We start from the raw sequence: 24,287 nt of genomic DNA on the forward strand, positions 1-24,287 counted from the left end.
AGTTTCCCCATTAGCATCCTTATTGTATACTGTTTCTGTAAATCAAATACATAATCTATGTAAAGTCTGTGTAAAATCTTTACACTTTCTTTACATCCAGACGATAATTTATCCATTCACGCAATAAGGAATATAAGACAGACACCAAAGGAATGAATATAAGCATTCCCATAACTCCCATAAGTTTGCCACCTACCGTTACTGCAAACAATACCCAGATGGATGGTAATCCTACGGAATTACCAACTACATGTGGATAAATTAAATTTCCTTCCACTTGTTGTAAAATCAAAAATAGAATCACAAAGAATACTGCCTGCATGGGATTTACCATTAATATCAAAACTGCTCCCACAAAACATCCGATAAATGCTCCTACAATAGGAATCAATGCAGTAAACGCAATCAGAACTCCTACCAGAAGCGCATATGGCAGACGGAAAATTATCATTGTGATAAAAAACATCGTACCCAAAATCAATGCTTCTAAACACTGTCCTGTAATAAAACGAGAAAATGTTTTATAGGATAGACTGCTGATGGTAAGTATTTTTTCCACAATTTTTTTTTGAAAAATGGCAGTTATCAACTTTTTGCTCTGTCTTGCCAGATTTTCTTTTTGAATCAAAATGTATAATGCAAAAATGAAAGAAATAAAAAATGTCATCACACCATTTACCACCATCATTGTTGCCGACATAGTATAAGACAGTACACTTCCTGCACCATTCCATGCAAAATCTTTTATGGTATTAATCCAATTCTTCCAATCAAAATCCATATTTTTAATATAATCTACGATTTCCTCTTGATTTTGAAAGGTCTGCTCTAACCAAATCTGAATCTTAGGCAACGACTTACTCATACTTACACCAATGCTATTTATGGTGGCACCTAATTGAGGAACTACCACACCGATTACAATTCCAATAATCAAAAACACCAGAAAAATAGCAAGTACCATACTGATAGGACGCATAACTTTTTCCCTTATCTTTTCCCCTCGTTTTGTTTTTATTTTTATCTTTTGCAGCTGTTTCTCTATGGCAGACATCGGAATATTTAATATAAATGCTATAGCACCTCCTACAACAAACGGAAATACAATTTCCCATAAAAATACGAGATAATTTCCCACCGCTTTAAAATTAAGCAGTACCGCCATGAGAACCAGTGTAAATGTAATAATTCCTAATATTTTTTTTACATTCTTCTTGTTAAATTCCATATCCTCTTCCTTTCTCTGTATTTTAAATACTAATATTTTATCACAAAGAAGTTTTCCACACTACCCTCAGGTCAAAACTTTTCTCTTGACAAGTCTTTCTTCTTGTGTTTATACTAAGCATAGTTTTATATACAAAAAAGCATTGATTGGAAAAAGTAACAATCAGGAAATCCAACAGAAAGTTGCCGGTTGATGAGAGGCATAGGAAGAACTTTTTGCGAATACGTCCAGGAGCTTCACACCGAACAGAGGAAATGATTTTACTAAGTAGGCTGTGACGGAATTGCAACCGTTATGATGCAAAAGTGCTGATTGGCACTTAATGAGACAGATTATGTGAGTAATCTGTAAACAAAGGTGGTACCACGTAAGTTTTAGCTTTCGTCCTTTTTTAGGGCGGAAGCTTTTTTTACGCGAATAGCGATGAAAATGCTGTGCTTGCACTGGCATTTGAAGAGCACCGCGATAACTTGAGAAATTCGCAAAGCGTGTTTCTCATAGTTGCGCGTTAAAGCAGAGAAAAAACTCAAAAACTCAAAAATTTCACAAACAAAAATGACCATTCAGGAGGAACAAAAATATGACATTATATGATGAATTAGTTGCCAGAGGACTTATCGCTCAGGTAACAGATGAAGATGAAATCAAAGACCTTATAAACAACGGAAAGGCTGTATTTTACATTGGTTTTGACCCAACCGCAGACAGCCTTCATGTAGGACACTTCATGACTTTATGCTTAATGAAACGTTTGCAGATGGCCGGTAACAAACCAATCGCCTTAATCGGTGGCGGTACTGCTATGATTGGTGACCCATCCGGAAGAACTGATATGCGTCAGATGATGACACCGGAAACCATTCAGCATAACGTAGACTGCTTTAAGAAACAGATGAGCCGTTTCATTGATTTTTCTGATGGAAAAGCCTTACTGGTAAACAATGCAGACTGGCTCATGAACTTAAACTATGTAGAAGTATTGCGTGAAGTTGGTCCACATTTTTCCGTAAACCGTATGCTGACTCACGAATGCTACAAGCAAAGAATGGAACGTGGTCTTACCTTCCTTGAATTCAACTACATGATTATGCAAAGCTATGACTTCTACGAATTATTCCAGAAATACGGCTGTAATATGCAGTTCGGTGGCGATGATCAGTGGGCAAATATGTTAGGTGGTACAGAATTAATCCGTCGTAAACTGGGAAAAGATGCATATGCCATGACTATCACTCTGTTATTAAATTCCGAAGGAAAGAAAATGGGAAAAACCCAGTCCGGTGCTGTATGGCTTGACCCTGAAAAAACTTCTCCTTTTGATTTCTACCAGTACTGGAGAAATGTTGCGGATGCAGATGTATTAAAATTTATTCGTATGCTTACTTTCCTTCCATTGGAAGAAGTTGATAAAATGGATACTTGGGAAGGTGCTCAGTTAAATACTGCCAAAGAAATCCTTGCCTTTGAATTAACCAAATTAGTTCATGGGGAAGAAGAAGCAAAGAAAGCACAGGAAGGTGCTCGCGCTCTGTTTTCCAGTGGAAACGCTGCAAATATGCCAACTGCCACTTTAACAGATGCCGACTTTATGGATGGCTCTATCGACATTTTAGGTGTCTTGGTTGCTTCCGGTCTTGCTGCTTCTCGTTCCGAAGCACGTCGTGCCGTAGAACAGGGTGGCGTTTCCGTTGATGGAGAAAAAGTTACTGACATTCGTGCTGCCTTTACTCCTGATGATTTTAAAGAGGCAAAAGTTGTAAAAAAAGGAAAGAAGAACTTCAGAAAGGTAGAAATGTAAGACTTTCTATCTATTTCGGTTATTACATTAAAATACAATTATTACAAACGGAGAGCTGCCGCACAAATACGACAGCTCTCTTTTTGTCTCATAGAAGATACCATGTTACCTTAATACGAAAGCACATGATTTTTAATATTCAAATATGGCAACTCCATATCCAGATAATGGATAAGCAAAAGAATATGGTCGATTATCACAGTCCTGTGCGACTGCCCGATAAGTAAGCGGACGTGTTTCTCCACTTCCTCCATACTTCTTTTCATCACTGTTAAAAATCAGTTTATACTGTTTTTTCATCGGAACACCTACCCGATAATCTTCTCTTGCCACAGGTGTAAAGTTGCATACAAACAGCAAGTTCTTCTTGCCATTTTTACTCTTTCTTACAAAACTGAAAATACTACGATATGCATCGTCTGCATTAATCCACTCAAAATTATTCCAATCTGTATCTGCTTCATACATTGCCGGATATTTTTTATAGATATGTAATAAATCTTTCACAAACGTTTGAAGCTGTTTATGACTGTCTTCCTCTAACAGAAACCAATCCAGTTCCCGTTCCTCACTCCATTCACGAAGCTGACCGAACTCCTGTCCCATAAACAACAGCTTTTTGCCCGGATGTCCCATCATAAAAGCATAGCCTGCCTTTAAGTTAGAAAACTTCTCTTCACCAAGTCCCGGCATTTTATTCAACATGGAACACTTCAAATGAACAACTTCGTCATGAGACAGCACCAAAATATAATGCTCACTACCGTTATAGCTCATACCAAAAGTCATTTTGTTATGATTATCTTTTCTGAAATATGGGTCTAACTTCATATAGTCTAAGAAGTCATGCATCCAACCCATGTTCCACTTATAACTAAAGTTTAGTCCGTCTTCCTCTACTTTTCCTGTTACTTTCGGCCATGCGGTAGATTCTTCCGCTATCATAACAGTTCCCGGATTACGTCCAAGAATCAGTGTATTAATATGCTTAAAGAATTCTATTGCTTCTAAGTTCTTATTTCCACCATACTTATTTGCAATCCATTGCCCATCTTTTTTACCATAATCAAGGTACAGCATAGATGCCACCGCATCTACACGCAAACCGTCTACATGATAATGCTCTATCCACATCAAAGCACTTCCTATCAGGAAGTTTTTTACCTCATTCTTGCCATAGTCAAAAATCTTTGTTCCCCAATCCGGATGTTCACCCTTCTTAGGGTCTGCATACTCGTATAAACAAGTGCCGTCAAACTCTGCAAGTCCGTGGGCATCTTTTGGAAAATGCGCCGGTACCCAATCCAAAATGACACCAATATTATTTTTATGCAAATAATCTACGAAATAGGCAAAATCCGCTGGTGTTCCGTAACGAGAGGTGGGGGCATAATATCCTGTTACCTGATATCCCCAGGAACCGTCATATGGATATTCAGAAATTCCCATTAACTCTACATGTGTATATCCCATCTCTTTTACATATGCAGTCAGTCGTTTCGCTAATTCCCGATAGCTGTAAAATCCCTCGTCTTCTCTACCGGGATGACGCATCCAAGACCCCGGATGCACTTCATAGATTGACATTGGCTGACTATGTACATCCTTTGTGGCTTTCCGCTTTTCCATCCACTTGGCATCTGTCCACTTAAAATGTGTAATATCCGTTACAACAGATGCTGTTCCCGGTCGAAGTTCTGCATAATTGGCATAAGGGTCTGCCTTATACAACCGTCTGCCATCCCGTGTTTCAATATAAAATTTATACATATCACCTTCTGCCGCTTCTGGTATAAATGTCTCGTAAACGCCCATCGGTTCTAAACGTTCCATCTCATTGGCATCTTCCTGCCAGTTATTGAAACTTCCAATCACACTCACCTTTGCTGCATTTGGTGCCCATACTGCAAAATATACGCCCTTTTTCCCCTTTTCTTCCGTAGGATGTGCTCCTAACTTTCGATAAATTTCATAATGTGTTGCCTGCCCCAAATAATACATATCTAGTTCTGAAAATCTGCCCATAGTACCCACTCCTTGTTTCTTTTAATTTTGAAAATCCTTCTCCCGTAGATATAGATAACCTTCCGGACTGTACCGCTTACCACCAAACAGCTTTTTCAATCCACCGCGTTCTGCATGGTCAATTGCATCATCTACAATTTCTTTTACTTCTGTCAACGTTGTTGCTTCATCTAACTTTTGTATATTACTGATGCAGTTGTATAATGCAAGAATCCCCATATCATCAATCTCACATTCCTGCTCTATTGCATATGCCTTTGCAAACTCTACAAGTTCATCACTGGTAAATACCGGTATTTTTATTCTTTCTGTAAACTTTCGTGTAAAGTTTACATCTCTTGCTAATACTTTTTCTATTCCTACTCTGGTATCTTCCATAATGATGGTTAAACCTTTGGTATTCTGTTCCATCAACAGGGATAACTTTGTCACTGTTTCCTGTGATAAATCTCCTGCCTTTTCAATAATCAGATAGCCGCCTGCTATCTTTTTCAACAACTGAGATAAATCTTTTTGATTCAGGGATGATGCTGCTATCTTTCCTATTTTAGCTCCTGCATGACCACCACTTTTTTGTACTGCTTTGATAATGTCCGTAGCCAACACTGTTTTTCCACTTCCACGACCACCCATAATAACAATATTTCCGGTGGCTGATGTATTGGCATTTCCACGTCTATGAAGGGTTCCCTCTAAGACCTGACACAACTGTTGTTCCATTCCGGTAACCGGAACAAAATAGGAAAATATTTCTTTTTGTTCTTCGTTTAACCTGGTAATAGGTTCTTCTTCTATCTTAGCAAGCTCAATTTCTTCCTTCGGAAATTCTACTTCGTTCTTCAGAAGACTTTCTAAATATTCTTCGGAAGAAGACTCTTTTGGTTCTTCCTCTTCTTGTTCTACTTCCTGCCGTGTCTCCTGCTCCAATGCCTGCTGTACCTCTGCCAAATCAATGGTTGGCTGTGGCACTTTTTCCTGCGGCTCTTCTATATCTTCCATTGCATCTGTTTCCGGTAATTCGCCTTCTGATAACGCTGCATCTGCTATTTCTTCTGCTGGGCTTTCTTCTAACATTGCCTCTTCTGATGATTCATCCCCTTGTGGCAATGGGGCTTCTTCCGGCATCTTCGCTTCTTCCGGTAACTCTATCTCAGGCAACCGACCTGTTCCCTGTAAATACTTTTCTGCCATTAATTCTTGTGGGGAAACTCCTGCATCTAATTTTGGCATTACATCTGTCAGACGTTCCATGATTCCTTCCGCCTTTTGCAATGCTTTTGCCTTTGCAGACTCCAGTTTGCGCTGTCTTGCAGTTTCCATTGCTACTTCTGCTGCCCGCTTGGTTCTTTCCCACTCTGACAATATATCCTGAATACTCATCTGTCCATTTACCTGTGGTTCCTGATTTGCACCACCCGGTACAAACAGACTAATCTGTCCATCCCGATCTTCTGCCAACATTTCTTTAAAATCCAACTTCAAAGAACCGTCAATTTCTTCATCACTTTCGATATGACCGAATTTCTCTTCTATCTCCTTTGTTTCTTCCTCTTCATCCGGCATTTGTAAATACGGAATTTCTTCTACCATCTTGTTGATGCTATCCATAGTATCTGTTACCGTTTTCTGGGAATTTGCATCCATAATCTGCTGCATACTCTTTGCAAGCTCTGCCTGTAAATTTACAGTATTAAACTTTCCGGTATTGGCTGTTACCTTTGGAATCTTAACCGGTTCTCGTACAATCTCTCCGGATTCTAATTCATCTGTCGGACGAACTTCTACAACACCTTCTTTACGTTGTTTAAACTGACGATATTTATCTTCCTGAAGCTTATTAAGTGGCTGATAAAGCATTTTAAGTTCCAATGCTTTTTCTACATATTTTCCATCACCAAACCAAAGAATCAACTCATCGCAAACTGCAACGCAGCGTTCGCTGTTTCCTGCCTTATGATATAAATACGCTAATTCAAATGCCCATTCTTCTGTATATTCTCGTTCCTTAAATTCTTCTAGAATATCAATTAATTCACCTAAGGATGCTCCGCCTACCTTGGCAATCTCATAGCGCAGCACATAACGTAAATTGTCATAAGGGGCGATCTCTAAAAATTCGTCATAATATTCTTTTGCTTCATCCACATTCCCCATTTTTAATGCTACCAATGCAAGACGATAAATAATATTTCTTCCTACGGAAGAGCGGTCATATGCCATCAAAAGAATTTCTTTGCTATCTTCATAACGTTTATTTTTATCATAAATTTCACCCACCATACAAAGGGTAGATGCACTCTTTACTTTACGCCAGTTAATGGTATCTGCTATTTCTACAGCAGTTTTATAATCCTTCTCTGCTACAAGATTTTTTAATTGTTCCAGTTTTAATTTGTATTCGTATTTGTCCACCTTAATGTCACCTCAAACTCTATGAAAGGTATAGTTCTCCTAATTATCATTTTATTGAATTTAGTGTAACATATGAAGCATACTTATGTCAAAAAATATGCCTAAAAAAATATCTTGCAAACTACCATATCTTTGAATGGTTTCGTCTGCAAGATACTATATTTGGTTAAATATTACTCTTCTGTTTTGTCCTGTTCCTTGTCTTTTTCTACTTTTCCAGCTTTCTTGGTCTTTTCCTTTTTCTCCTGCTTTTCCCAGTGTTCAAATTCATGCTTTTCAATATTAAGCCGACGGACTTGTATATACGCTCCGGTTTCTTTCGGAAGTTTCTTCTTTTCTAACACATAATTCACAATATTTCGAATAATATAATAAATCACTGCAAATACGGGAACTCCGATAATCATTCCCGGAACTCCAAAAAGTCCTCCGCCTACTAAAATTGCAAACACCACCCAAAAAGAGGTAAGCCCTGTAGAGTCACCTAAAATCTTAGGTCCGATAATATTTCCATCTAACTGTTGCAAGACTAAAATAAAGATAAGGAAATACAGTCCCGACAGTGGATTTGCTAACGTAATCAATATGGTACTTGGCACTGCACCTAAATATGGCCCAAAAAACGGTATTACATTGGTAACACCAACGATTACACTAACCAGCAATGTATATGGCATTTTCAAAATAGATAATCCCACAAAACAAAGTATTCCGATAATAACGGAATCTAAAATTTTTCCGGAAATAAATCCACCGAAAATCTCATTGCTTTTGTGTACTGTATGAACAATTACATTGGCTTTTTTGGGTGGGAATATCGCATATATCAGTTTCTTTGATTGTCCGATAAAGCTTTCTTTACTCATTAGTACATAAATAGATATAATAATACCAATGATTATATTAAACAGTACTTTCACTACATTTATAACACCTGTTGTAAGGGAAGTAAGAATATTCTTTGTCTGTGGCAGAAACTCGGTTTTCGCCCAATTTTCAAAGAACTTGGTTCCCTGCTTTAACATCTGTTCCAGCTTATCTGCCACTTTGCTATTTTCATCCACATGAGTACTTGCCCAATCGATGAAACCATTTACCTGTTTTGGCAAATCCACAATCATTCGCTCAATACTTCTGTATAATTCCGGAATCACCATTTTTAGTAAAATGCTTAAAATTAATCCCACAAAAATCAGTGCGCCAAAGATACTGATTCCTCTACTGAGTTTTCCTGCCTTCTTCTGATTCTTAATATTCTTTTCCAATACCGGAAGCAAATACTTTTCTTCAAATTTTACAATCGGGTTTAACAGATACGCCAATATAAGTCCAATGGTAATCGGCTGCAAAATATTGGATAATTTATTCCACAATTCTGTCAATCCCGTATATCGATATATCAGGAAAAATACCGAGATACTTGCTATAATTACAATAAAAGCGGTAAGCCCTATCGCTAAATAGGGCCTAATATTCCAATTTGCTTTTTGTTTTTCTGTTTTTTTATTATTTTCTTCCAAAATGATTCCTCTTTTCTTTTCATTTTGAAATGCACCGGAGTCTATCCTCTGTAGTAATTAATCAGGCATCCCTTTAAAATAATGGTACGCTCGTCTTCTGTTAATTCACCCATATTTAATGTGAACTCTTTCAGAGTATTATCTTTTACCACATACGCTGTAAACTCTGTCTTACGTTCTTCTACTGCCTTACGAACTTCCGGTATAAAGATATAATCTCCGTTTGTAAATGGTAATTCTCCTTCCTTAATTAAGAATGGAAGCATACCCCAGTTAATAAGGTTAGAACGATAACGTTTGGTTGCATATTCATTGGCAATGTTTGCCCATCCGCCTAATACCTTCTGACAGGATGCAGCCTGCTCTCTTGCAGAACCATCACCTGGTTTTACTGCAAAAATAGTACTTCCGAATCCGATATTTCCCTTTCCTGCTTCTGGGAATTTCTCGTTTACAGTTGCCATAACTTCTTTTAATTCCGGCACTTCTTCTAACGGACATTTTCCTGCTTCTACTGCTTTCTGCGCTTTCTGAATCTCTTTTGCTCTTCCAACATAAGCAGGATCCTTTCTAGAAAGGGTAAACTCTGCCAATCCCAACGGATTAGAACGATAAGAAGAAGTCTCTCCGGAAGGAATCAATTCATCGGTTGTAGTTACCGGGTCGTGAATTTCTGAAACCACCTTTAATACCATATTTTCCGGTAATGCACTCATTGCCGGCCAATCCTTGATATTTGGTCCAAATTTAATTTCCTGATTTGGATCTGCAATACCCTTGCTATCAAATACACGGTTTGCATAAATATTGCTGTCAAAGTGATATTTTGGCTTGCTATAGTTTACATCTATATCTGTTGCAGGAGTTAAATATCCCTTATTTGCTGCGGTTGCTGCAATAGAACGTGCATCCATTAATGCTACAGATGCAATCTGTCCACTCTGAAGCTTAGAACCTTCACGGTTCGGGAAGTTTCTGGTAGAGTGACGAATAGAGAATCCGTTGTTGCTTGGTGTATCTCCGGCACCAAAACATGGTCCACAGAATGCTGTCTTTAAAATTGCTCCTGTTTCCATTAAGGTTGCTGCTGCACCATTTTTTACTAATTCCATGTAAATTGGCATACTTGCCGGATATACACTTAAGGTAAACTCGTCTGCTCCAATGCTTGCACCTTTCAAAATATCTGCTGCATCACAAATATTTTCAAATCCACCGCCGGCACATCCTGCGATAATTCCCTGATCTACATATAATTTTCCATTTCTTACTTTATCTTTTAAAGTAAAGTCTACTGCTCCGTCTAAGCTTACTAATGCTTTCTTTTCGCAATCGTCTAAAATATCCATTAAGTTCGCATTTAATTCTTCAATGGTATAGGTATTGCTTGGATGGAATGGCATAGCAATCATTGGTTTTACTTTGCTTAAGTCAATTTCAATCATTCCGTCATAGTATGCTACCTGTCCAGGATTCAGTTCTTTATAATCTGCTGTTCTTCCATGAATGTCATAGAAATCACGAATGGTATCGTCTGTTCTCCAGATAGATGATAAACAGGTTGTCTCTGTTGTCATAACATCTACACCGATACGGAAGTCTGCACTCAGGTTCGATACACCAGGTCCTACAAATTCCATAACTTTATTATTTACATAACCATTTGCAAATACTTCTCCGATAATTGCAAGAGCAACGTCCTGAGGGCCTACTCCTTTTTCCGGTTTTCCTGTCATGTATACACCAACAACTTTTGGCATATTAATATCATAAGTCTTATTCAATAACTGTTTTACTAATTCAGGACCACCTTCTCCCATTGCCATGGTTCCTAATGCACCATAACGGGTATGAGAATCTGAACCTAAAATCATTTTTCCGCCACCTGCAAGCATTTCTCTTGCAAACTGATGGATAACCGCCTGATGAGGTGGCACATAGACTCCACCATATTTCTTTGCACAAGTCAGACCAAACATGTGATCATCTTCGTTGATGGTTCCACCAACAGCACAAAGAGAGTTGTGACAGTTTGTTAATACATATGGTACCGGGAATTTTTCCAATCCGGATGCTCTGGCTGTCTGAATAATTCCAACAAATGTAATATCATGAGATGTTAATTTGTCAAACTTAATTTTCAGCTTATCCATATTTCCAGATGTATTGTGGTCTGCAAGGATACCATATGCAATGGTGTTTTTCGCTGCTTCTTCCTTTGAGATACTCTTTCCAACGGCTGCATTCAGTGCCGCTGCTGCCTGTGCATTATCTTCCACCAAAGTGGTGCCATTTACCAGATATACACCGCCATCATGCAATTTAATCATAATATGTCCTCCTGTTTGGTATTAGTGACTTCTATATTCATGGCTACCATATCTGTCTGATATTTTATCATATGCGTTTTTATTCATGATATCTGCCACTTTTTCCTATTAACGTATTATACTGTTCTATTAGCGGAATTGCAAGGCAAAATACGTTTTTTCTAATATGTAAATAACGGTAATGTTTATTTTCAGTAATTATACTATGTGTGTTGAATTATCTTATTCGGTAACTACTCTAGCTTCCGGAAATGCCTTTTGTAACTTGCTGATTTCTTTTTCATTTTGAGCAAGTGGGGTGTCCGTTAATAGTAATTCATTTATATTCTTCAGACTTAACAAATCTTCTGCACTATCTATATCACTATGCCACAAAGCAATACTTTGCAATTTACTGCACTTCTCTAATACAGAGTAATCCTTAACATTTGCATAAGCAATGGTTATACTCTTTATATTTTTCCCATACTTTAAAAAATCAATATTGGGTATATTGAATGTATCATTTACATTCGAAAAACTAAACTCCTCTATTTTTCTCGCACTTTTTAGGATTGTTTCCAAATCCTTCTGTATCCTCTCTATTTTTTCCCCACCCAACGGAGGATAATACCTCTCATCTGTTTCTGTTACTTCATACAATTCAAAACCTACCTTTCCTCGTGGAACTGATGAATTTACCCACAGTTTTTTTAAATTTTTACACTTTGCAACATCTATAATAGTTTCAAATTCTCCAACCGGTCCTATCTCCAATTCCTCTATTGTCTCTAAATCTCTATATGTGACATCATGAGAGTCCTTATCTTTTCCCAACTCCAAACAAATCACCTGACGCATTTTATCATCTGCAAAGTGTACTCTTCTTCCTTTGTAAAGCCAGTTCCCAGCAAAGGCTATTGCTACTATAATTACGATGTATACAAATATCTTTATCTTGTTTTGTTTGATTTTTTCCATCTTTTACGCCTCATTTTATTCCGTTATTATCCATGCGTCTGGAAATGCCTTTTGTAACTTGCTGATTTCTTCCTCATTCTCTGCTAACGGTGTACCTGTTAGCCAAAACTTTTTTACATTTTTCAATTTTAATAATGTATCTGCACTTTCTATATTGCTATGCCACAAGTCCACACTTTCCAATTTACTGCAATTTTCCAATACTGAATAGTCTTTTATATTTGAGTAAGAAATATCAATGTCTTTTATATTTTTTCCATACTTTAAAAAGTCAATATCTGGTATATCAAAAGTGTCATTTATATTTGAAAAACCAAACACCTCTATTTTTCTTGCACTTTTTAAGATTTTTTCCAAATCCTTCTGCATTCTCTCCATTTTTTTCTTACTTAGTGGTGGGTAATATCGTTTCCCTGTCTCTGTTATCTCATACAGTTCAAAACAGGTCTTTCCCCTGCCTATTGACCTATTTACTCTTAAAGTTTTTAAATTTTTACACTTTGCAACATCTATAATAGTTTCAAATTCTCCAACCGGTCCTATCTCCAATTCCTCTATTGTCTCTAAATCCCGATATGTCACATCATGAGAATTCTTATCTTTTCCCAACTCTAAACATATCACCTGGCGCATTTTATCGTCTGCAAAGTGTACTCTTCTTCCTTTGTAAAGCCAGTTTCCAACACACACAATTACAACTGCAACTATTATACACCCTATTACTTTTATTCTGTTTCTTTTTACTTTACTCATTTTCCAACTCCTTATAAATATTTATTATGTCTTGGCTATATCCATCTAATCTATCATTATCTCCTGCCTTTATATCCAGCATATTAAATATCTCGCACACTTCATTTGGATGTGCCATTAAATACTCCACCGTCAATTCTCCTCCCGGCAGTTTACTATACCCACATCCAACTGCCTCTTCAGCCCCACTCCCATTCTGCATATACTCATTAAATGCTTTTACCCAGTTTTGTGTTGTTTCACTTGGATACAGAGAATATGCATGTAAATTAGCATTTCCGTTGATATCAGAAGACACATAGGTCATTTGGAACATATCTGCCAGAATTCCTACGCCTGCTATTTCCTGACATGCTCCAATTGGATTATTTGCAGCATCTATTCCAGCTGAAATAATACTCTGAACCGCGCCTGCCACACCACTTCCCGGTATTTCTCCTATAAATGCAGACAGCACCTGTGAAACTGTTTCTTGAGAAACAGATTGTAAGACCGTATCATTTCCAATATATGCCGCCATATACCGAAAGCTTTCATCCTTAGCCTCATTTTCCCCTGCCTGCCCCCTCGCAGGTGAAGATATTGAAATAACTGTGGGTTGCTGTTCTATCCATACCTGATTTTTACCCGGATATCTGAAAAATTGCAGCCGTAACAATCCCTCACTGGTATAAGAAACCTCTATCAGCCTTTGGGATGTAACTTTTCTGTCTCCTTGCATATTTTCCGTTGTAGCAATATCCAAAGCTTCACTATATGGTAGAAATGTCTGCATTAATTGATTGATACGAATTGCATTCTTTCTCATACTTTCGTCAATATCTACTCCTTGCATACACGATGCCTCCAAAATCATCATTACGGCATTTGCCGCATCCGCAAGTTTCTTTAGCTTTTCACTCGCGTTATAAGATACAGTAGTAACTGTAATTCCTCCTTCGCTCCGAGTTTCCACCGCTGAATAGTCATAACACAGATTCAACATATCTTCTAAAAGTTCTGCATCCCCACTTCGAACTAAAAGTTCTGCCAATTGCATATACTCCTCCTGTGTGATTTCATTGGCAGGCTTTTGTAATATTTCTCTCCATCTCATTTGCAATAAAATATTTGCTTCCTGTGAAACAGAGGTAAAAAAAGCGGTACTATCAAACTCCGTTATAAAATTCTTATTTCCTATTTCTTCTGTCAATCTCTTTACGACTGTATCAAATGCCTGCACTGTGTCCACCTGTGCCTGAAGGATTCTCCCATATCGCTTATCTACCCCTTCTACATTTAAAAAAATCTGTTTCAATTTTTCTACCGTATAATCATTCAAATCGGAAATATCTGTCATATACTGTTCTATATTTCCCAAATCATCTTCTAAATCTATACCGCCAAACGCATCTTGGGCATGTAATGGAATATCTGTGAAAAAATCCAAAAACGGCTCTGTTGAAATTCCACTCTCCAATGCATCATATACTTCTGTTGTAAATACTCTTTTTCTTCCCATTTATACAATCCTCTCTAAGCGATTTCCCGCTTTTTTATCTGCGTTCTGTACCGTTTCTTTTGTTCCCTCCAAAAATGTTACAGTAGCTTCTATCAATTTTTTCATACTATCCTTACTGCTACTTACCTTTGCCTCTATTTCTTCCATTTTTTCATAAGTAGTTCCGGCACCTCCTTCTTCTTTTCCTTTTGTCAAATTGATTTCCTCTAACTTTTCCTCTAATCCATTCAATTTCAATACTGCTTCTTCTATTTTCTCATTCCTTACACCAACTGTAGTTATCACTGCTGCCCCTCCTAATATATTTCCATATCTGCTGTATCTATTTCTGCTACATACTGCTCCATCTGGCTTGCCAACTGTGTTGACCAATTAAGCATGGTGTCTTTCAGCAACGCTTCTGCCAAATCTGCAAACTGACCTAATTTTTGTGCTGTTTTTCCACTCAGACCACCTTCGTCCACAACTCCTTTTAAAATACTGACATACTCCGTTATGACCTCATTCATCCTCTCTCCTGCCACCAAATAATCCTGCTTTACCTGTGCGGTATAATTATCATCAATTACTACAATATCTTTCGCTAATATGCCTTCCATTTATATTCCTCCCACTTTTCTGTTTAATTGCGCTATTTTACTATGATAGTCTGCAATTTGTCTTCTTAACTCTTCCAACCTCTGTATGTTATCATTGATTGCAGTTGTCATTTTTTCAGCTACTTCTTCCATACTTCTTCGACTCCCTGTAGCCCTCTGCCCATCTAAGAATTCATACATACGACTTTGATAGCCATACAGGAATTTTACATTTTTTACATATAATTCCATATTACGCGTATTTCCACGTTTTCTCTCCTTAGCACTTTCAACTTGAATACACATATTATCATAGCGTTTTTTGGCTTCTTGCTGTCGTTCCAACTTTTGATTTATTCTTCCAATTTCTTGATTTAAATCATCTATGGTATTTTCACAATTTCTTATCTGAACACATATTGTCTGACGTTGTGCCTCTCTTTGTTCTACCTGTGTCTGACGCATTGCGTACCTCCTCTATTTTATTTACTCTTACGGGAATAATTTTGTAGAATTACAAAATCGTGAATAAATATACAATCATTAGATACCCTTTATTCCCTCATTTATTAGGATAGCATTTTTCCTATTTTATGTCAATTTTATATGATTTCCTTTTACTTCTTATGCCAATACACACCCTTAGCGGAACATTTTTATATCATAAGAAAATCTGTACTTTTATACAATATAGCAACGTCTTTCTCATGACAAAAAAATCTCCTGCATACCTGCTTTCACATTGTATGCAAGAGAATTTTCCTAAGTTCTACGCATATTTTTATTAGAGCGCAGTTACAGAATTTAAAAACTCCTGTACTGCTGTTGGGTCTGTATATGTCATTGTAAATACTAACATATAATTTCCAACTTTATGTGCATAATATTCCTGGGTCATTTGACCTGCACTTAATGAAACCACTTTAAAGTCCATGCCGCCTAATGTTGCATCTGTAACTTCCGGCTCACCTACATCGATTCCGGCACTTTTATATGCTGTCTTTAAATTGGTTGTCATTGCCTGTGCATACTCATCTGCCGTCAGCTCTCTTCCTGCTGTAACCTCTGTATCTTCCATTACAATCTGGATATTAGTTGTCTGGTCTGCTGTTACTGCAATAACATCATAAATGGTTCCGGAAAGACTGTTTTCAATGGTATCACTGTCGTATGCTTCTTCCATAATATCAGAACCATTTCCTACTACTTCCTGAATCTCTTCATCGCTATACATCGTACAGCCCTCTGGAAATGTTGCCTGAAATCCCATGCTTTCGTTTGTGTAAACATTTCCATCAAAAGTTCCACGTTCTGCGGTTACTGTATCTTCCTCTGTATCTTCCGCTTCGTCAACGTCTTCACTTTCTAAATCTTTTTCATCCTTATCCTTTTGCTGCTCTGTCTTGGATGTTTCTTTTGTGTCTTTCTTGTTGTCATTTCCACATGCTGTCACTGAAAATACCATAGTCAGTGCTAACATGCATGCAATTACTCTCTTTTTCATCTTTTTTCCTCTTTTTATATTTTAGTCCTGTCTAACCAGAACTCTTATATTGTAACCTTCCTATGTTTAGATGTCAAATCCATCCGATGAATCCCTTTATTTTCCTATGAGCTCCTCTGCAAATGCCTGATAGTCCTGCATACTGGTACAATTTGGTGCATAGTCACTCAGTAACTGCTTAGCTCTTTGCGCCTCTTTGGTTTTGATACACTCACGAATTGCTGTTTTAAATACCTTTGTTCCCAACTCCTGCGCCTGCTGTTCTAATTCCTTTTCCACTATTTTTTCCAGATTGGAACGTCCGGAAAACTTCACCAGCAGCAGTCCTGCAATCTTAAGTGCCGGATTCTGTCTTCTTTGTACTGCTTTGATTGTATTATACAACTGCTGCAAGCCCTGCATAGAGTATGCATCTGCCATTACCGGAATAATAACTTCATCGGCTGCAATCAGACAATTGTATAAAATCACATTCAATGACGGTGCTGTATCTATTACAATATAATCATATCCGCCCAGTTCTTCTATGGCATCCTTTAAGCGATATAATCCTTCCACGTCACCATCTAACATCTTTTCTGCCTTACTGAGCAATGGGTCTGATGCCACAATATCTCCGTTTGGCATATGTTGAATTGCATCCTCCAATGGCAACATATCCGAATCTACCATAACATCATATAGGGTTGCCTGATCTTCAATTTTCGCCTGATAGGTTGCACTACTGTTTCCCTGTGGGTCGGCATCAATTAAAAGGGTCTTTCCTTTTTTTCCTAAAATTCCCGCTAACGTAGTTGCTGTGGTTGTCTTACCAATTCCGCCCTTCTGATTTGCTACTACATATGTAACTGTCATTGTATCTTCTCCTCCACTTCTTCCTGCTTATCTTTTTAAAATGCAATTTTTCCTTCCACTTCTCCGTTTACCACATAGAATACCGCTGATTCTTCCGGTTTGATATAAACATTTACTTCGTTAATTTCTTCATCGGTAACTCCCTGACGCAAAATATCTCTTCGCACCAAGTCCAGTAAATTTTGTTCTAAACGTTCTCTTCCCTGATACTGAATTACTACATTTTTTCTTGCAGTTGCAAAGCCTCCTGCCTTCTTTTCTGCCCTTTCAACGCTGCTTTTTAATGCCATTTTTCATCCTCCTCCAACTGTATCTGTTTATTCTTCTGTTTTCTCCGGTTCCCTGCTAAATCCTATGGTAACCTTAAACAAATCCCCATCCAAATATATCTCAAATTCACCACCCATAAGCTTGGTGAGATTTTTGGCAATGGAAAGTCCCAAGCCACTTCCTTCTGTACTTCTTGACACATCTCCACGAATAAAACGCTCTGTTAATTCGTCTGCCTGTATATTCAGTGCATTCTGTGAAATATTTTTAATGGAAAGGGTAACCCAATCTTCTTCCACTTCCATATCCACATATACACGGGTATTTGCCATAGCATATTTTGCCACATTATTGTATAAGTTTTCAACCACACGCCAGATTCGTCTGCCGTCTGCCATAATCACTACCGGCTCTCTTGGAAGTTTTGTCACGGCTGTAAGTCCCTTCGCCTCGAACTTCTCGTTGAACTCTCCGCCTGTCTGATATACCAGTTCCACAAAATTAATACGCTCCATCTGCAAAGTAATGTTTCCAGAGCTTATCTTAGATGCCTCTAACAAATCCTCTGTCAGTTGCTTCAATCGCTGGGACTTTGCTTCTAACACGTTAATGTAATTCTGCGCCCTCTCATTTGGTATATCCTCTCGTTTCAGCAAGTCTACATAGTTAATAATAGAGGTAAGTGGCGTTTTTATATCATGGGATACATTGGTAATCAAGTCTGCCTTTAAACGTTCATTTTTCATACTGTCATCCACCGCATGAAACAATCCGTCTCCAATGGCATTTACTGATTCTGCAAATTTCTTATTATCCCCTTGTAACTGGGTAGTGTCTATTTTAAATTCAAGGTTTCCATCCGAAATATTTTTAATTCCTTCCAACACTTTATTGCGTTGTACGCCTTCTCTTACAATAAACACGCCTTCTACAAGACTCATTCCTACAAACCAAAGAATCCCCAATATCTGGTATCTTCGATTCCACTCCGTCAAAAGCGGAATCATTATGAGACACCCTACAAAATGGATTGCAAACCAGATAATCATTTTAGTCATCGGTCTACGCGCATGAAAAACAATTCCGACTCCACGCACTATCCAGTGAGCAATACTCTGATTCCACAGTATTCCGGCACGAATTCTTCTTACAAAGCTCAAATAAAACAACATGAACAATGCCGAGCTAAAGAATCCCAAAACCCCTGACATAATGAGCATTCCCGCCAGTTCCGACGGACCGAATCTATAAAGCACCTCTCCAAACATAATAATGGTTGCTATCGTTGAAATGGCTGCTCCTAAAAATACCAGTTCTGTAGGAATTTTATCAAACCAGCAAGTGAGATTTTCTTCTCCGTTTTCCCCGCCTTTTCCGGCTACAGTACTTAAATAAATAAAACATATCAGCCATCCAAGTCCGCTTACCACCATCGCCACTGTTCCGATATATATCCATGGATACAATCGGCTATATTCCTGCTGTGCCTCATAAAAACTATCCTGTTGTGCAAAAGAAGTGTTTACACAGATAAACAAAACATTTCCCTTTCCTCCATACGTCTGCTCGATTCCATTATAAAAGGCATCTTCCATTCCTTTTACATTGGTTTCCAGACGCATGTCAGATTCCTGATAGAAAAAGTATTTTCCCATCTGTTTTCCATATGCAATTAAATCGTCTGCACTTTTCTCTCCCAGATTGGTATATACTTGTTCATCGCTTCCACGTTTTATCCAATATGCTACATTGCTTCCTTCTTTTCCCAGATTATAGCGATTTAAGCACTTCTTATAATTATTTACCTCTTGTCCGATATTTTCAAGTGTATATTCTAATGCCTCATATGATTTTTGCATTTGAGCTTCTGTACAATTCCCCTGAATATAGTCACTCCAAATGCCTCTTTCATCCACAGAAAGGTAACTTTCATTTACAAAATTATAATTGGATTTGTATCCCTGCTGCTGCATTCCCATATCTTTTAACAATAATATGAGTTCTTCGCTATTCAGGTCATACAACCCACCTTCTATCACTCTTTGAATGACACTTTGCAGTAATTCTTCGTCTACTCCCCCTTCATCTACTGTCTCTTCATCTCCAGCTGTTTCTGTTAGTGTTACTGTAACCTCACCGTCTGTGGTAGTCTCTACTCCCGGAATTTGATAAGAACCGCCATAATAATGCTCTACATTTGCTACTATAAGTTCTTGAAGTTCCAGGCTCATATCCCCAAGACTTCCAATGATTTTTTCCTCATTATAAACAGATTTCCCCTCACGGGTCACCGTCTGTTTCTGATGAATTTCATCGTCAATGTAATAGCTGGATTGAAAATTATATTGAGAATAGGTATAATTTCTTGCCCATTCTACCAAATCTCCCAAATAATAGCGTCTTATGTCGCTACCATCATCTACCGTTTTATCCTCAGGGCCATCCGCTACTCTTCCCTGACTACTATAATATTTTTGAATATCAATTTGCTTTTCTGTGTCATAATTTCCATCTGTTTCAAACTTCTTACGAAGTTCTACAAAGTTAAAAATTTCCTCGGCTGATTGCTGAAACAGCGAGGAAAAATATGCCGACGTTGAAAAAGACTTATTTTTGATATCACCAAAATCCAGAATATTTTTCCGAAAAAGTGTTGTTACCAACAATATAGATACCACCAGTACTACAAAGAAAATCTGTTGAACAACCACCATAGTTGCTTTTAATCCGGTAGAATATCGTATCTTTTTCATTACGTCACTCCTTTATTTTGACTTTTCTATCTTATATCCCACTCCCCACACTACTTTTAAGTATCGTGGTTCCTTGGGATTGATTTCTATTTTTTCTCTGATATGGCGAATATGTACTGCCACGGTATTATCCGCTCCAATCGCATCTTCATTCCATATATTTTCATATATCTGATTGATGGAAAATACCTTTCCCTGATTTTTTACCAACAATAACAAAATATTGTATTCAATGGGGGTAAGTTTCACCAACTCATCATCCACAGTCACTTCTTTTAAATCATCGTTCATGACTAATCCACCTACCTGATAGATTTTCTGACTGCTTTCCGCTACGTTGCCCAACTGGGTATATCTTCGCAACTGAGACTTTACTCTTGCCACTAATTCCAGCGGATTAAATGGTTTTGTCACATAATCATCCGCTCCGATATTCAATCCTAAAATCTTGTCTGCATCTTCTGACTTGGCTGATAAAATAATAATGGGAATACTGCTTTCTTCTCGAATCTTCAGTGTTGCCCGAATTCCGTCTAACTTCGGCATCATTACGTCAATAATTAACAGATGTACCTCCTGTTCTTTTAATACCTCCAATGCCTGCTCGCCATCATATGCCTTTAGGATGTTATACCCTTCCTGTTGCAAGTATATCTCTATTGCGTCTACGATTTCTTTATCATCATCACACACTAAAATGTTTTTCATATTCATTACCTCATATTGTAACAACTAGTTTTTAATTTCCTAATTGGAAATTTATTAAGATTTCCGAAAGGTTCCTACTTTTTACCAAAGGAAAAACGTTTTCCGCTATTTTCTTCCTTGACCGGTTTCTTTTTAAAATACGCTGCATCTAAGTTAACCTTTACTTCCGGTGCTGTATGGACTTTAGGGTTCTCTTCTTTACCACCATACAATTCACTGCTCATTGCCGCTCTTCTTCGCAGGCTCTCTGCAAATTCCTTACCGGTCACCTTAGAAAGGCTTTCCGAAATCTCATCTTCTTCTAAAGTTTCTGCCAAATATCCGTTTTCATCGTAATGCTTTCCGGTCTGATCGAAATAAGCCTTATTGACCTTAATTTCCGGTTGAATGGCAGAATAAGACTTTCCTTCGTTTTGAATTCTTTTTCCTTTTGTCTTTTCTATCTTTTCACGCAATTCTTTTTCACGCTGCTGATTGTTTTCTTCAATCAATTTCAGATATTTCTGTGTATCTGCAAAATCCTGCAATTGCTCTCTTAATTCAGATTGATTCTGTCGTATCTGGTCTTTTTCATCGGTCAGCTCTTCACTCATTTTTCGGAAAATCCGTTGTACAGACTTATTGGCATCTTCCATAATGTTTTGAATCCTGCTTAATGCATCGTCTGTGTACATAATGGATGCTGCATAAATATCATCCGCATGTCGATTGGCTCTTCCTACAATCTCTTCACCGCGTTTCTGACTGCGACGCTCTGACAATTCATGTTTCTGACTGGTCACCTCATATTCATCCATCACTTCATAAACCGCCACATTCAGTTGTTCTAGAAGTTCAAATACTTTTTGCTTTTCTATTACAACCATAGAATCATTTGGTCCATATGTCTGGCTTTTCGAAAAAAGCACATGTATCTCTTTTAAAATTCTTTCTATTTTATCTTGTACGCTCATATTTAGGTTTCCCCTATCTGTTTCTTGTTCTCATTTATTATAGGGGATTTATTTTTATGTTGCAATAGCTGATTTATTTAGGTTAAGTTAAGAAAAAAGAGATTTATTCTTAAGATTTTTTTTATATAATGACAATATAAAACTAAAAGAAGGAAGTGTGGAGTTTTTATGGAACTAAAACAACTAAACCAAAAAGCCCTATATTGTATGTATGTCACTACTTTTTGCATGACTGTAGTAGCCCTTGCCGTTATAACAGCCATCTTGTATTTTACCTCTTTGTTTTCCAAGCCTATCGTTCCTATCTTGTTTGGAATCCTTTTTATCTTTTCCTTATCAGATTTACTTATCTGTCCTTTTTTCCGCTATCGGCGATATCGTTATGGCTTAGACAAAGATTGTATTTACATACGTGAGGGATTCTTATGGACAGAAGAAACCATTGTTCCTTTAGAACGTCTTCACAAAATTGCTCTGTCCCAAGGACCTATTGACCGCTTCTTCGGGCTTACAAAAGTCATTGTTACAACTGCCGGTGGAGACGCAGAAATTAATTTTCTGGAATACACAGTCGCACAATCCATTACAGAATCTTTGAAACATAAAATAAACCACATTGCATTGGAGGAGAAACATGGAAAACAATAAAATACGCTGTCATTTTAGTATTATTTTTGAAAAAGCCGGAAGTTTTCTGGTTTTTTGGTTTATCCTTGCCTGGAACTGGATAGATGATATTATTGAGCTTTTTACCTCACCTGATTTTAATCAAAAAGCTTTTCAGCATCTTCTTCCTATTTGCGTGGGGCTTATTTTACTTTTGGTTTTCATTTTAGGCTATCAATTTCTAGTGTGGCGCAAAACCTTTATTTATTTAGAGGGAGACACTTTTGTCGTTGAACGCAGTACTTTGAATCGGAAAAAAAATTCCCTTTCCATCTCTAGTATTGCAAATATTAACTTGGAACAGAATCTCTTTGAACGATTGATTGGAACATCCCGTTTCAAATTAGACACAGACAGCTTTTCCACTGCTGATTCTACAGATGTTTCCATTGTACTTTCTACCCCAAAAGCTACTGCCTTAAAGGAATCTCTATTATCTTTGATGAATAATACCACCCACAAAGTTGATACCTCCGCCTCCTCCGCACAGACCACACCGGAACATTCCTACGTTTCCACAAAAGACGTTCTTTCTCACTGCTTTTTCAGCCTTCCCAGTGCAACCATATTCTTCTTTTTAATACTAGTGATTGGCTTGCCGCTTGCTGTACACTTTGGATACCTCTCTTTGGGAAATCCTGCATCCGGAAATAATTCTGAATTTTATAAGAGTATATTTGCAATTGCAATATTTGTAATTACCTATGTATATTCCTTTTTAAAACGTTTGCTGTCCTTTTATCATTTTTGCTGTTGCCGACAAGGCAATGAACTTATGATTCAGTATGGATTTTTCCGTAAACAGGAGTTTACTATTCCATTAGAACGCATCAATGCAGTTCAGCTACTACAGCCACCACTTGCCCGTCTTACCGGGCGTATGCAGGCACAACTTATATGTGTTGGTATCGGCGATGATGATACAGAAAAGCCACAGCTTACCCTTTCCATGAAAAAAGATTTGTTTTTTGCACATTTACAGGAAATTTTACCCGAGTTTTCCACAGAAAGTATAAAAAACGTTCATAATCTTCCTAACAATACCGGAATTGCCTACTTTTTTTCCTGTTTATCCTTTTTCTTGCTTTTTCAGGCGTTTTTTTGGATTACACTTTCTGTATTAGACATAAAAAGTTCCGGCACACAATTTCTTTGGATTTGTTATGGTGTTAGTAATGTCTTTATTATTTTATATCAACTGCTCCATTATCACACCATGGGAACTGTACTGGAAGAGAAACGCTTAACCATTCATAATGGTGTTTTCCAGAAACAAATATATATAATTCCTTACCGGAAAATTCAATTTTTTACATTTCACCAGAATCCCCTCTGCGGTTTTTTGCAAATTGCGCGTGGGGAAATACACCTTCTTGCCCCTTTGACAAATAGTACAATCTCTTTACCTTATATTAACTCAAAAGATATGAATCTATTAAAAGTAAAACTGCTGGATTAATCTCTTAAATCCAG

20 protein-coding genes and 1 other annotated feature are annotated in these 24,287 nt (G+C 37.5%); of the genes, 3 read left to right on the forward strand and 17 right to left on the reverse strand.

Going from position 1 to position 24,287, the window contains the following annotated elements:
• Positions 1–79: 79 nt before the first annotated feature.
• Entirely contained in the window at positions 80–1,228 is a 1,149-nt protein-coding gene (locus tag KQI83_RS11370) for an AI-2E family transporter (RefSeq protein WP_216557989.1), read from the reverse strand.
• 133 nt (positions 1,229–1,361) lie between these two features.
• Positions 1,362–1,620 (forward strand) — a binding site (T-box leader).
• A gap of 188 nt (positions 1,621–1,808) precedes the next feature.
• On the opposite strand from KQI83_RS11370, the gene tyrS reads away from it, so the two are divergent.
• On the forward strand, positions 1,809–3,026 hold the full coding sequence (tyrS, locus tag KQI83_RS11375) for a tyrosine--tRNA ligase (RefSeq protein ID WP_216557992.1): 1,218 nt from the start codon (positions 1,809–1,811) through the stop codon (positions 3,024–3,026).
• Positions 3,027–3,158: 132 nt separating this feature from the next.
• On the opposite strand, the gene glgB is transcribed toward tyrS, so the two are convergent.
• The 16 genes from glgB to KQI83_RS11455 form a co-directional block, all read right to left on the reverse strand.
• The gene (gene glgB, locus KQI83_RS11380; RefSeq protein ID WP_216557995.1) at positions 3,159–5,051 is read right to left on the reverse strand and encodes a 1,4-alpha-glucan branching protein GlgB; all 1,893 of its coding nucleotides are present in this window, start codon (positions 5,049–5,051) and stop codon (positions 3,159–3,161) included.
• Between the two features lie 21 nt (positions 5,052–5,072).
• Positions 5,073–7,463, reverse strand: coding sequence for a tetratricopeptide repeat protein (locus tag KQI83_RS11385; RefSeq protein WP_216557999.1), 2,391 nt, complete (start codon positions 7,461–7,463; stop codon positions 5,073–5,075).
• A gap of 173 nt (positions 7,464–7,636) precedes the next feature.
• Positions 7,637–8,983, reverse strand: coding sequence for an AI-2E family transporter (locus tag KQI83_RS11390; protein ID WP_216558002.1), 1,347 nt, complete (start codon positions 8,981–8,983; stop codon positions 7,637–7,639).
• Between the two features lie 41 nt (positions 8,984–9,024).
• Positions 9,025–11,313, reverse strand: coding sequence for a hydratase (locus tag KQI83_RS11395; protein WP_216558005.1), 2,289 nt, complete (start codon positions 11,311–11,313; stop codon positions 9,025–9,027).
• 222 nt (positions 11,314–11,535) lie between these two features.
• A complete protein-coding gene (locus KQI83_RS11400; protein WP_216558008.1) occupies positions 11,536–12,273 on the reverse strand; it encodes a hypothetical protein in 738 nt (245 codons plus the stop codon).
• Positions 12,274–12,288: 15 nt separating this feature from the next.
• Complete coding sequence (locus tag KQI83_RS11405) at positions 12,289–13,026, reverse strand: hypothetical protein (protein WP_216558011.1); 738 nt, start codon at positions 13,024–13,026, stop codon at positions 12,289–12,291.
• Complete coding sequence (locus KQI83_RS11410) at positions 13,019–14,527, reverse strand: hypothetical protein (protein ID WP_216558013.1); 1,509 nt, start codon at positions 14,525–14,527, stop codon at positions 13,019–13,021. Before KQI83_RS11410 ends, KQI83_RS11405 begins: the two co-directional genes overlap by 8 nt.
• Positions 14,528–14,812, reverse strand: coding sequence for a hypothetical protein (locus KQI83_RS11415; RefSeq protein ID WP_216558016.1), 285 nt, complete (start codon positions 14,810–14,812; stop codon positions 14,528–14,530).
• A gap of 11 nt (positions 14,813–14,823) precedes the next feature.
• Positions 14,824–15,126, reverse strand: coding sequence for a hypothetical protein (locus KQI83_RS11420; RefSeq protein WP_216558019.1), 303 nt, complete (start codon positions 15,124–15,126; stop codon positions 14,824–14,826).
• Positions 15,127–15,570, reverse strand: coding sequence for a hypothetical protein (locus tag KQI83_RS11425; protein WP_216558022.1), 444 nt, complete (start codon positions 15,568–15,570; stop codon positions 15,127–15,129).
• A gap of 319 nt (positions 15,571–15,889) precedes the next feature.
• The gene (locus KQI83_RS11430) at positions 15,890–16,609 is read right to left on the reverse strand and encodes a hypothetical protein (RefSeq protein WP_216558025.1); all 720 of its coding nucleotides are present in this window, start codon (positions 16,607–16,609) and stop codon (positions 15,890–15,892) included.
• A 96-nt stretch (positions 16,610–16,705) separates the two neighbouring features.
• Positions 16,706–17,464 carry a ParA family protein gene (locus tag KQI83_RS11435; protein ID WP_216558028.1) on the reverse strand — a complete coding sequence of 253 codons (759 nt, stop codon included), beginning with the start codon at positions 17,462–17,464 and terminating at the stop codon, positions 16,706–16,708.
• 35 nt (positions 17,465–17,499) lie between these two features.
• Positions 17,500–17,754 (reverse strand): DUF6465 family protein, encoded by a 255-nt coding sequence (locus tag KQI83_RS11440; protein ID WP_216558031.1) that lies wholly within the window; start codon positions 17,752–17,754, stop codon positions 17,500–17,502.
• Between the two features lie 27 nt (positions 17,755–17,781).
• The gene (locus tag KQI83_RS11445; RefSeq protein WP_216558034.1) at positions 17,782–20,487 is read right to left on the reverse strand and encodes a sensor histidine kinase; all 2,706 of its coding nucleotides are present in this window, start codon (positions 20,485–20,487) and stop codon (positions 17,782–17,784) included.
• A 12-nt stretch (positions 20,488–20,499) separates the two neighbouring features.
• Positions 20,500–21,195, reverse strand: coding sequence for a response regulator transcription factor (locus KQI83_RS11450; RefSeq protein ID WP_216558036.1), 696 nt, complete (start codon positions 21,193–21,195; stop codon positions 20,500–20,502).
• Between the two features lie 74 nt (positions 21,196–21,269).
• Positions 21,270–22,148: a hypothetical protein gene (locus KQI83_RS11455; RefSeq protein ID WP_216558039.1), complete on the reverse strand. Its 879-nt coding sequence runs from the start codon at positions 22,146–22,148 to the stop codon at positions 21,270–21,272.
• Between the two features lie 168 nt (positions 22,149–22,316).
• Between KQI83_RS11455 and KQI83_RS11460 the strand changes: the two genes are divergently transcribed.
• Positions 22,317–22,796, forward strand: coding sequence for a PH domain-containing protein (locus KQI83_RS11460; RefSeq protein ID WP_216558042.1), 480 nt, complete (start codon positions 22,317–22,319; stop codon positions 22,794–22,796).
• On the forward strand, positions 22,783–24,273 hold the full coding sequence (locus tag KQI83_RS11465) for a PH domain-containing protein (RefSeq protein ID WP_216558045.1): 1,491 nt from the start codon (positions 22,783–22,785) through the stop codon (positions 24,271–24,273). The genes KQI83_RS11460 and KQI83_RS11465 overlap by 14 nt, the downstream gene beginning before the upstream one ends.
• Positions 24,274–24,287: the final 14 nt, after the last annotated feature.

The organism is Roseburia sp. MSJ-14 (genome assembly GCF_018918225.1).
GTDB lineage: Bacteria > Bacillota > Clostridia > Lachnospirales > Lachnospiraceae > Petralouisia.

What these genes read in the sequence shown, in the direction of transcription:
- KQI83_RS11370 (WP_216557989.1), bottom strand. Translation starts at nt 1,228, where the DNA reads ATGGAATTTAACAAGAAGAATGTAAAAAAAATATTAGGAATTATTACA.
- tyrS (WP_216557992.1), top strand. Translation starts at nt 1,809, where the DNA reads ATGACATTATATGATGAATTAGTTGCCAGAGGACTTATCGCTCAGGTA.
- glgB (WP_216557995.1), bottom strand. Translation starts at nt 5,051, where the DNA reads ATGGGCAGATTTTCAGAACTAGATATGTATTATTTGGGGCAGGCAACA.
- KQI83_RS11395 (WP_216558005.1), bottom strand. Translation starts at nt 11,313, where the DNA reads ATGATTAAATTGCATGATGGCGGTGTATATCTGGTAAATGGCACCACT.
- KQI83_RS11400 (WP_216558008.1), bottom strand. Translation starts at nt 12,273, where the DNA reads ATGGAAAAAATCAAACAAAACAAGATAAAGATATTTGTATACATCGTA.
- KQI83_RS11405 (WP_216558011.1), bottom strand. Translation starts at nt 13,026, where the DNA reads ATGAGTAAAGTAAAAAGAAACAGAATAAAAGTAATAGGGTGTATAATA.
- KQI83_RS11410 (WP_216558013.1), bottom strand. Translation starts at nt 14,527, where the DNA reads ATGGGAAGAAAAAGAGTATTTACAACAGAAGTATATGATGCATTGGAG.
- KQI83_RS11420 (WP_216558019.1), bottom strand. Translation starts at nt 15,126, where the DNA reads ATGGAAGGCATATTAGCGAAAGATATTGTAGTAATTGATGATAATTAT.
- KQI83_RS11425 (WP_216558022.1), bottom strand. Translation starts at nt 15,570, where the DNA reads ATGCGTCAGACACAGGTAGAACAAAGAGAGGCACAACGTCAGACAATA.
- KQI83_RS11430 (WP_216558025.1), bottom strand. Translation starts at nt 16,609, where the DNA reads ATGAAAAAGAGAGTAATTGCATGCATGTTAGCACTGACTATGGTATTT.
- KQI83_RS11435 (WP_216558028.1), bottom strand. Translation starts at nt 17,464, where the DNA reads ATGACAGTTACATATGTAGTAGCAAATCAGAAGGGCGGAATTGGTAAG.
- KQI83_RS11440 (WP_216558031.1), bottom strand. Translation starts at nt 17,754, where the DNA reads ATGGCATTAAAAAGCAGCGTTGAAAGGGCAGAAAAGAAGGCAGGAGGC.
- KQI83_RS11445 (WP_216558034.1), bottom strand. Translation starts at nt 20,487, where the DNA reads ATGAAAAAGATACGATATTCTACCGGATTAAAAGCAACTATGGTGGTT.
- KQI83_RS11450 (WP_216558036.1), bottom strand. Translation starts at nt 21,195, where the DNA reads ATGAAAAACATTTTAGTGTGTGATGATGATAAAGAAATCGTAGACGCA.
- KQI83_RS11455 (WP_216558039.1), bottom strand. Translation starts at nt 22,148, where the DNA reads ATGAGCGTACAAGATAAAATAGAAAGAATTTTAAAAGAGATACATGTG.
- KQI83_RS11460 (WP_216558042.1), top strand. Translation starts at nt 22,317, where the DNA reads ATGGAACTAAAACAACTAAACCAAAAAGCCCTATATTGTATGTATGTC.
- KQI83_RS11465 (WP_216558045.1), top strand. Translation starts at nt 22,783, where the DNA reads ATGGAAAACAATAAAATACGCTGTCATTTTAGTATTATTTTTGAAAAA.